General features: G+C 63.0%; 10 protein-coding genes and 1 pseudogene. 7 read left to right on the top strand and 4 right to left on the bottom strand.

Going from position 1 to position 7,808, the window contains the following annotated elements:
- Both WA904_RS12105 and WA904_RS12100 read right to left on the bottom strand, forming a co-directional pair.
- Positions 1–351 (bottom strand): annotated as a pseudogene (locus WA904_RS12105) (hypothetical protein); the annotation flags it as partial.
- Positions 352–439: 88 nt separating this feature from the next.
- The gene (locus WA904_RS12100; RefSeq protein ID WP_425197369.1) at positions 440–1,012 is read right to left on the bottom strand and encodes a DUF3455 domain-containing protein; all 573 of its coding nucleotides are present in this window, start codon (positions 1,010–1,012) and stop codon (positions 440–442) included.
- 197 nt (positions 1,013–1,209) lie between these two features.
- Between WA904_RS12100 and WA904_RS12095 the strand changes: the two genes are divergently transcribed.
- The 7 genes from WA904_RS12095 to WA904_RS12065 all read left to right on the top strand — a co-directional run bounded on the left by WA904_RS12095 (position 1,210) and on the right by WA904_RS12065 (position 5,983).
- A complete protein-coding gene (locus WA904_RS12095; RefSeq protein ID WP_425197368.1) occupies positions 1,210–1,809 on the top strand; it encodes an RNA polymerase sigma factor in 600 nt (199 codons plus the stop codon).
- Entirely contained in the window at positions 1,806–2,549 is a 744-nt protein-coding gene (locus tag WA904_RS12090) for an anti-sigma factor (RefSeq protein WP_425197366.1), read from the top strand. The genes WA904_RS12095 and WA904_RS12090 overlap by 4 nt, the downstream gene beginning before the upstream one ends.
- A gap of 40 nt (positions 2,550–2,589) precedes the next feature.
- The gene (locus WA904_RS12085) at positions 2,590–3,354 is read left to right on the top strand and encodes an alpha/beta hydrolase (RefSeq protein WP_425197370.1); all 765 of its coding nucleotides are present in this window, start codon (positions 2,590–2,592) and stop codon (positions 3,352–3,354) included.
- Positions 3,355–3,539: 185 nt separating this feature from the next.
- Positions 3,540–3,998 (top strand): tetratricopeptide repeat protein, encoded by a 459-nt coding sequence (locus tag WA904_RS12080; protein ID WP_425197365.1) that lies wholly within the window; start codon positions 3,540–3,542, stop codon positions 3,996–3,998.
- A gap of 76 nt (positions 3,999–4,074) precedes the next feature.
- Positions 4,075–4,755: a cupredoxin domain-containing protein gene (locus WA904_RS12075; RefSeq protein ID WP_425197364.1), complete on the top strand. Its 681-nt coding sequence runs from the start codon at positions 4,075–4,077 to the stop codon at positions 4,753–4,755.
- Positions 4,756–4,819: 64 nt separating this feature from the next.
- Positions 4,820–5,122 (top strand): hypothetical protein, encoded by a 303-nt coding sequence (locus tag WA904_RS12070; protein ID WP_425197363.1) that lies wholly within the window; start codon positions 4,820–4,822, stop codon positions 5,120–5,122.
- A 15-nt stretch (positions 5,123–5,137) separates the two neighbouring features.
- Positions 5,138–5,983 (top strand): enoyl-CoA hydratase-related protein, encoded by an 846-nt coding sequence (locus tag WA904_RS12065; protein ID WP_425197362.1) that lies wholly within the window; start codon positions 5,138–5,140, stop codon positions 5,981–5,983.
- A gap of 61 nt (positions 5,984–6,044) precedes the next feature.
- Here WA904_RS12065 and queF read toward each other — a convergent pair whose 3' ends face one another.
- Both queF and WA904_RS12055 read right to left on the bottom strand, forming a co-directional pair.
- A complete protein-coding gene (gene queF, locus WA904_RS12060) occupies positions 6,045–6,872 on the bottom strand; it encodes an NADPH-dependent 7-cyano-7-deazaguanine reductase QueF (protein WP_425197361.1) in 828 nt (275 codons plus the stop codon).
- On the bottom strand, positions 6,869–7,771 hold the full coding sequence (locus tag WA904_RS12055; RefSeq protein WP_425197360.1) for an alpha/beta fold hydrolase: 903 nt from the start codon (positions 7,769–7,771) through the stop codon (positions 6,869–6,871). The genes queF and WA904_RS12055 overlap by 4 nt, the downstream gene beginning before the upstream one ends.
- Between the last annotated feature and the right edge of the window lie 37 nt (positions 7,772–7,808).

The following is a 7,808-nucleotide window of genomic DNA, read 5'->3' as shown; positions in this document are numbered from 1 at the left end:
GTCCGGCACCGCGGCGTCGGCACCAGGCTCTGCGCCGGGCCGGCTGGGCTCGAACCCCTGTATCTGCTCGTTAACTCGCCAGTACACGCCGCTTACCAGGATGCCGTAACGCGCGGCCGCGTTCTGGCCGATCGCTGCGCCCAGGGTGACCAGTTGCCCGGGGCGGCCTTCGCGGTTGTGCATGAAGTCGGTGGAGAGATCCATCAGCACGGAGTACATGTGGCCGCGCCTGTCATTGCGCACCACGCGAAAGCGGTAACTTGCCGACAGGATGCCGTGGGCCTGCATGGTGACCTTGATGGCTTCATACAGCATCTCGCGCCGGAACTCCATGCGCTCGTCAAGGTTCATCTTGACAGGCGCAGTCTCCGGCCCGTCAGAGGCGGACTTTGAACGCTTCCCCGGGGTGAATAAATTTCTGAGTGCAGACATGCCGGTATCAGGGAAGAGTGGCGGTGAAGAAAACATAGTCTGCGGTGTAGCCTTCCCTGACACGTTTTCCCGCATCGGCCTGGGCTGCGCAGCCGCGCGCCGGTGCATTGCCGCCTTCGGTGTTAAGGCGCTGTACGCTGGTGATGCCGGCCATCCTGCCGCTGCCACCGGCTGATCTGGCGGACAGCAGCAACAGCGGAATATCGGCTGCACGCTCGCCATTGGCGCGGGCCTTGACGGTTCCCAGGGTTTTGCTGCCGTCCAGCGCCGTCCAGTTCGGGCCCGCACCGTGCGTGCCGACCTTCTCGTCTTTCTGGTTGAAAAGATCCGCTTCAGGCGCCACAAACACCCAGGCCCATCCGCCCTTTCCGTCGGCGCGGCATTCGTAGATCTGCGAGCCCACGGCGTGCCAGGTAAAAGCGACGCGTTCGTTGCCAGCCGGCTGGAGCGCGGCAGGCGCGGGCTTGCCTGCATCGGCAGGCCCGGCCGGCGAAGAAGCGCAGGCGCCGAGTAGGCCCGTACAAAGCATGGCCAGGACCATGCCCGAGCTGGAAAGCGGTGTTGCGAAAACAGATGTCATGACGATCTCCTGAAAAAAGTGAATTTGCAGACGGACAGGCAGGCCGTCCGGGAAATGCGGCCCGGCGCCGTGGCATGCAGCCGCCCTGCCTGCCCATGACAAACGCTGCGTTTGGCCAAGCGGATGCAGGAATCCAGATTTTTTTTGTGCGAAGCCGGGCGCTTGCCGCCATGGCAGAACTCCCTATACTCACCCGCATGAAACCGGACACCCCCAGCCTGGAAGCGTTGATTGCAGCTGCGGCGCAGGGCGACCATGCCTGCTTCGCCGAAGTCTATGAACGCACGCACCTGCATCTGTTTGGCGTTGCCGTCCGTATATTGGGTCAAGGACAGGCGGCCGAAGATGTGCTGCAAGAGGCGTATGTGAGCATCTGGAAAAGTGCCGGCAGCTACCGCAGCGAGGTAGGCGGGCAAACCATTCAACCCATGACGTGGCTCATCGCCATCGTCCGCAACAAGGCGCTGGACGCCTTGCGCGCCCGCACGCGCCGCCGCGAAAGCGAGCTGCCCGAGTCGGGCGACGTCGATGAAGACGACGTCCAGTCCGTCGGCAACCCGGCACCCAGCGCCATGCAATTGCTCGAACAGGCCAGCCAGGCCCTGCACATCGAAGGCTGCATGGGTGCGCTCGACGGCAGCTACCGGCAAAGCCTGGCCCTGGCGTATTACCAGGGTTTGAGCCACACCGAAGTGGCCGCGCAAATGGGCGCGCCGCTGGGCTCGGTGAAAGCCTGGATACGGCGCGGGCTGGAAAAGCTCAAGGGCTGCCTGGCGGCGCAGGGGGTGGTGGCATGAGATATACCAGCCCCGACCTGCTCGAGCACCTGGCCTCGTCTTATGTGCTGGGCACCCTGGGCGGCGGCGCGCGCCGCCGTTTTGAGCGGTTGCAGCGCGACCGCGCCGATGTGCGCGTGCGGGTCACGCAGTGGGAGGCACGGCTGGGCCAGCTCGCCGTGTCGGTGCCGGTGCACCAACCCTCACCCCGGGTATGGGCCGCAATCGCAGCGCGCACGCGGCCGGCAAAGTCGCAACACGCATCGCAGGCCAAAGCCGGCTGGCTGGGCTGGCTCAAGCCTGCAGGCTTTGGTGTGGGCGGCCTTGCCGCCGGTGTGATTGCCGCCAGCGTCCTGTTTGTGACGGCACCGGGCATTTTCATGTCCAGCGACCAGATCGCCATGCGCACCGGCGAAAAACTACCGCAAAGTTATGTGGGCCTGCTGACCGATGCCCAGGGCAACGGCAAGCTGCTGGTCAGCTCGCTGCGCCACGGAAAAACCATGACGGTCAAGGTCATCGGCCCGATCACCCCGCCGGCCGGCGGCACGCTGGTACTGTGGGCCGTGCCCGCCAGCGGCCCGGCCCTTGCACTGGGGCCCGTGCCCACCAGTGGGTCGGCGGTGTCCATGCTGCCCGACACCTCCGAGAAGCTGTTGTCCAAGGTCAGCAAGCTGGTGGTGACGCTGGAGACGAATGCGGCGGCTGCCGCCCCGAGCGGACCTGTGGTGTTCAGCGGCAACTGCGCCAAGTTGTGGTGAGCCGGACCGGACGCCGGTTTTTCAGCTGGCCTGCGAGCCGATGGTGCGAGTGATCACCCTACTCGCGGCGCTTGTGGTGCTGGGCTACCTGGCACTTTGCGCGGCGCTGTTTATATTTCAGCGTTCGCTGATTTATTACCCCCAACCCAGGTCCATGGGTACCGCCGCGACAACGCTCCATTTCAAAGTCACCGACGCAGACCTGGTGGTGACTGCCCGGCAAATGGCCAGCCCCAACGCCATCCTCTATTTCGGAGGCAATGCCGAAGACGTTTCGTCGAACCTGCAGTCTTTTTCGGCGGCATTTCCCGCACACGCCATTTACCTGCTCCACTACAGGGGCTACGGGGGAAGCACCGGAAGTCCAACAGAAAAAGCGATACAAAGCGACGCCCTGGCCCTGTTTGACCATGTCCGCAAGAAACACCCGAACGTCATGGTCATCGGCCGGAGTCTGGGTTCGGGTGTTGCCGTTCAGGTTGCAAGCCAAAGACCTGTTTCCCGTCTTGTGCTCGTCACGCCCTACAACAGCCTGCAGGAACTGGCCGTCCGTCAGTTCCCGTACTTCCCGGTCAAATGGCTGCTCACCGACAGGTTTGAGTCCGGGGAGTACGCGCCGCAGGTCACGGCACCCACTTTGCTCGTCACGGCCGAACACGACGAGGTCATTCCCATGTGGAGCTCGAGACAACTGTTTGCTCGCTTCAACCAAGGCTCAGCCAGATTTGAAATCCTGCCCGGAACGTCCCACAACACTGTCTCCATGAGTCCCCGGTACCTGGAGCTTCTGCAATCGATACTGTGAATCGGAAAGAAAGCAACTGCTTTGAACAATGATTGCGGAAGTGCCCTTCTCCTCGCTGCACGCGATAGCCGGCCGCGATTACAAATAAATTACAACTCCCCCTGCATCCGTTTTCTGGTTTCTTTCGTTTGTCTTAGGTGCTGATTTGCAGCGCATTTTTTCAACCGCTATCCAAGGAGCCCGACATGAACACTTTTTCCATCCGCAAACTGATTGCATTGCCGATCCTGGGCCTGGCTTTCGCCGGTGCTGCGCTGGCAGCCGATATCCAGACCACTCCTGTTGAAAACGCACGCCTTGACGATTTTGCTGCCGGCAAAAAAGCCATGGAAGCCAAAAAATGGGCCGAGGCTGCCAGCAGCTTCAGCAAGGTCGTCGCGCAGAACCCGAAGAACGCCGACGCCTACAACTACCTCGGTTATTCCAATCGCTGGATGGGCAAATACGACGAGGCTTTTGCCGCCTATGGCAAGGCGCTGGCGCTGGACCCGAAGCACCGCGGCGCGCTGGAGTACTCGGGCATTGCCTACCTGAAGACCGGCCAGAAAGCCCAGGCCGAAGCCCAGCTTGCCAAACTGCAGGCCATCTGCAGCAGCTGTGAAGAAACCGCCGACCTGGCCAAGGCGATTGCAGCCGCCAAATAAGCGCTCGCGGGTCCTGCCATCCCGTTCGAATCGGGATGGCGCCCTTCAGTCCCCCTTCACTGGCCGGAGAAAATTCATGACCTGCATCAAACCCCTGCCCCTGCTGCAATCCGCTCTTTTTTTGATAGCTGCTTGCGCTCTTTCCACAACGGCTGCAGCCGGAAATCTTGCAGTGTTGGTGCTTGACAAGGAAGGCAAGCCGGCGCCTGACGCCGTGGTGGTGGTGGTGCCGGCCAGCAAAACCGCTACGCCTAAAAATCCGCTGCCCAGCCAGGTCACGATTCACCAGGAAAAAATGCGATTTGTTCCGGCCGTCAGCCTGGTGGCCGTGGGCGCCAAAGCCCAGTTCATCAACAACGACCCCTGGGAACACCATGTGCGCGCTTCGGCTGCCGGTGCGGCCCAGTTCAATGCCGCGGCCAGCGGCGGTTTCGAGTTGCGCCTGGACGGCAAGCCCGAGGGCAAACCCGCCAAAACCGCAGAAGCCACTTTCAGCAAACCCGGCGCCGTGCTGCTGGGCTGCCACATCCACGGCTCCATGCGCGGGCATGTGTACGTGAGCGACTCCCCCTGGGCGGCACTGACCGGCACCGACGGCGTGGCGCAGCTGGAGCAGGTGCCCGAAGGCGCGGCACAGATCAGGGTGTGGCATGCCGACCAGCTGATCGACATTGCCCCGCAGGCCTATGCCGTGACGGCCTCACCCGGCAAGTTGACCCTGCAACTGGGCGTGGTGCCGCGCCGACGCCGGATCTAGACATCGGAAGACGTTGACAGCAACTTACTCAAAACTTACATTGAAGCCTCTGCACGGAGGCTTCATGGCGCACCCTTCAACTTCCCCGGCAAGCTGGCACCTCACCCTGGCAGGGCTGCAACGCATCAAGCAGTGGCACCTGAACCATCAAGGCAGCCATCCGCTGGAGCACCAGCTCTGGGACGCCGTGCTGACGCTGTGGGTCATGGGCTGGGTTGGCTGGTTGCCAGCCTTTGTGCTGGAAGTCCCGCTGGCTTACCCCTTGTGTCTGCTCGGCATGCTTGTGCCGCAGCTGTATGTGCGCTGGCGGGTACATGCCCATACCCGCGGCCGTCTCAGGTGCGACTGGCTGGAACTGGCACACTGAATTACATTGGCAGGCATGAACCCACTGACCTGCTTTTCCCTTTCCATCACCGACCACATCGCGCACCTGGTGCTCAACCGCCCAGAGGCGATGAACACCATGCACCCGACCTTCTGGCGCGAGCTTGATGAAGTGCTCACCCACATCCACAAGGCCGGCGATGCGCGTGTGCTGGTGATTTCCAGCACCGGCAAACATTTCAGTGCCGGCATGGCGCTGGAAACCTTCTCGGGCGCCATCGCCATGGACGACCAGAGCCCCGAAGGCCGCGCCGCGATCTTCGACCTGCTGGCCGACATGCAGGCCACCTTCACCAAGTTGGAAACCCTGCGCATACCGGTGATCGCGGCCATCCAGGGCGGCTGCATTGGCGGTGCGGTCGACATGGTGACCGCCTGCTGCCTGCGCTACGCAACGAGCGATGCTTTTTTCTGCATCCAGGAAATCAACATCGGCATGGTGGCCGACGTCGGCACCCTGCAACGCCTGCCCAAGCTGGTGCCGCTGGCGGTGGTCAAGGAGCTGGCCTACACCGGGCGGCGCCTCAGCGCGGCCAAGGCGCTGGGTTACGGCCTGGTCAACGAAGTCTTCGACTCACCCGAAGCCATGCTGGCTGGTGCGCTGCAATGCGCGAAAGAGATTGCCGCCAAACCGCCGGTGGCGATTTGGGGCACCAAGCAGGCGATTCACTATACCCGCGACCATTCGGTGGATGACGCGCTCAAGCAAATGGGCTGGCTGCAGGGCGCGATCTGGAGCAACCAGCATGTGCGTGAATCGGTGACAGCCATGAAGGAAAAGCGCGCGGGCGAGTTCAGCGCACTGCCGCCGCTCAAGTTCTTCAATGAAATCGGGCTTTAGCCCTTATCGTACGGGCGCAAGCAGCTATTGATTAGATAGCATCAGCGACGAGATGCGGCGCCTACTGCCGCGCCGTCCGGATATTCGCCGGCATGGGCTGCGGATAACTCGTGCGAAACGGGTTGATGTCCAGCCCGCCGCGCCGCGTGTAACGCGCGTAGACCGACAGCTTGAGCGGCCGGCAGCGTGTCCAGATGTCCATGAAGATGCGCTCCACGCATTGCTCATGGAACTCGTTGTGGTTGCGAAAACTCACGATGTACTGCAGCAGGCCTTCCTGGTCGATGGGTGCGCCGGCGTAGCTGATCTGCACGCTGCCCCAGTCGGGCTGGCCCGTGACCAGGCAGTTGCTCTTGAGCAGGTTGGACACCAGGGTTTCGGTGACCGGCGGCTCTTCGTGGTCGGCAAACAGCAGCTCGGGCGCCGGTGTGTAGTGCTGGCATTCGACGTCGAGCCGGTCCAGGTTCAGGCCGTCGAGTTCGTGCACGGGTTCCTGGTCAAACAGCTCCGGCCCCAGCGTCTTGACACCCACGCCCGCACCGACCACGGCGTTGAGGTCGGCGCGGATGCGCTCGCGCACTTCGCGGGCGTCCAGGAAACGCGTGCTGTTGAAGCTGCCCAGGTACAGCTTGAAGGACTTGCTCTCGACGATGTTGGGCGACTCGCAAGGCACGGTGATGTGCGCCAGCGCTACCTGCGGTTTGCCGCGCTGGTTGAGCCAGCTCAGCTCGAACACGGTCCACATGTCGGCGCCCAGGAAAGGCAACTGCTCGCCCAGGCCCAGCTCTTCGCGCTTGACGGCACGGGGGATGGGAAACAGCAGCGAGGCGTCGTACTGGTCAATGTAGGGCGTGGGCTTGCCCAGTTGTGATTTGTCAGGGGTGTTCATGATGTGGCCTCCGCGGCCTTGAGGTGGGGAATCAACGGCTCCAGCAAACGCTCGACCACACCTTTGGGCAGGTCGTGGCCCATGCCCTCGATGCCGATCAGGCGGGCGCCGGGAATGCGGCGCGCGGTGTCTTCCCCGCAAGCAAACGGTACCAGCGGGTCGGCCTTGCCATGCACCACCAGCGTGGGCAGGCACAGGCCTCCCAATTCCGCAGCGCGCCGGCTGTCGGCGGCGATGGCCACCATCTGCCGCACCGTGCCCGCGGGATGAAAACCTCGCCGTGCAGCCGACATGATGCGTTCACGCAGCTCGGCATCGTCCACCGGAAAACCCGGGCTGCCAATCGCCTTGAAGAGCCGGACGTAATGGTCCGTCACCGAGGAGATATCCTTGCCGTCCGGCCGGCTCATCAGCACGCGCATGACACGCGGCTCGGCCTGGGGCAGCCCGCGCGCGCCACTGGAGCTCATGACGCTGGTCAGGCTCAGCACACGTCCCGGGGCTGCCAGCGCCACCCGCTGCGCGATCATGCCGCCCATGCTGACACCCACCACATGCGCCTTCTGCACACCCAGCGCGTCCAGCACCGCCAGCGCATCGGCTGCCATGTCGTGCAGGCCATATGGTGCCTTCACGGCGAGCCCCAGCTTGTACTTGAGGCCTTCCCATACCAGGTTGGGATGGCCCAGGTGGTCGAATTTCTGCGACAGGCCGATGTCGCGGTTGTCCAGGCGAATCACGCGGTAGCCGGCGTCCACCAGTGCCTGTACCAGCGCCGGCGGCCAGGCCACCAACTGCATGCCCAGGCCCATGATGAGAAGAACCACGGGGCGGCCGGTCGTGTCGCCCTCATGGGTATCTTCGATTTCGATATCTATGCCGTTAGCTCTGATTTTCATAAAGGCATTATGAACACCCCTGTCAGCGCGAAGTAGA

Origin of the sequence: Polaromonas sp. (genome assembly GCF_049790275.1) — a bacterium.
GTDB lineage: Bacteria > Pseudomonadota > Gammaproteobacteria > Burkholderiales > Burkholderiaceae_C > Polaromonas.
Note: the sequence above shows the minus strand (reverse complement) of the source record. Positions and strands in the feature narration are given on the sequence as shown.

Excerpts from the sequence above, each read along its gene's own strand:
- WA904_RS12100 (WP_425197369.1), bottom strand. The coding sequence starts at position 1,012 with ATGACATCTGTTTTCGCAACACCGCTTTCCAGCTCGGGCATGGTCCTG.
- WA904_RS12095 (WP_425197368.1), top strand. The coding sequence starts at position 1,210 with ATGAAACCGGACACCCCCAGCCTGGAAGCGTTGATTGCAGCTGCGGCG.
- WA904_RS12090 (WP_425197366.1), top strand. The coding sequence starts at position 1,806 with ATGAGATATACCAGCCCCGACCTGCTCGAGCACCTGGCCTCGTCTTAT.
- WA904_RS12085 (WP_425197370.1), top strand. The coding sequence starts at position 2,590 with ATGGTGCGAGTGATCACCCTACTCGCGGCGCTTGTGGTGCTGGGCTAC.
- WA904_RS12080 (WP_425197365.1), top strand. The coding sequence starts at position 3,540 with ATGAACACTTTTTCCATCCGCAAACTGATTGCATTGCCGATCCTGGGC.
- WA904_RS12075 (WP_425197364.1), top strand. The coding sequence starts at position 4,075 with ATGACCTGCATCAAACCCCTGCCCCTGCTGCAATCCGCTCTTTTTTTG.
- WA904_RS12070 (WP_425197363.1), top strand. The coding sequence starts at position 4,820 with ATGGCGCACCCTTCAACTTCCCCGGCAAGCTGGCACCTCACCCTGGCA.
- WA904_RS12065 (WP_425197362.1), top strand. The coding sequence starts at position 5,138 with ATGAACCCACTGACCTGCTTTTCCCTTTCCATCACCGACCACATCGCG.
- queF (WP_425197361.1), bottom strand. The coding sequence starts at position 6,872 with ATGAACACCCCTGACAAATCACAACTGGGCAAGCCCACGCCCTACATT.
- WA904_RS12055 (WP_425197360.1), bottom strand. The coding sequence starts at position 7,771 with ATGAAAATCAGAGCTAACGGCATAGATATCGAAATCGAAGATACCCAT.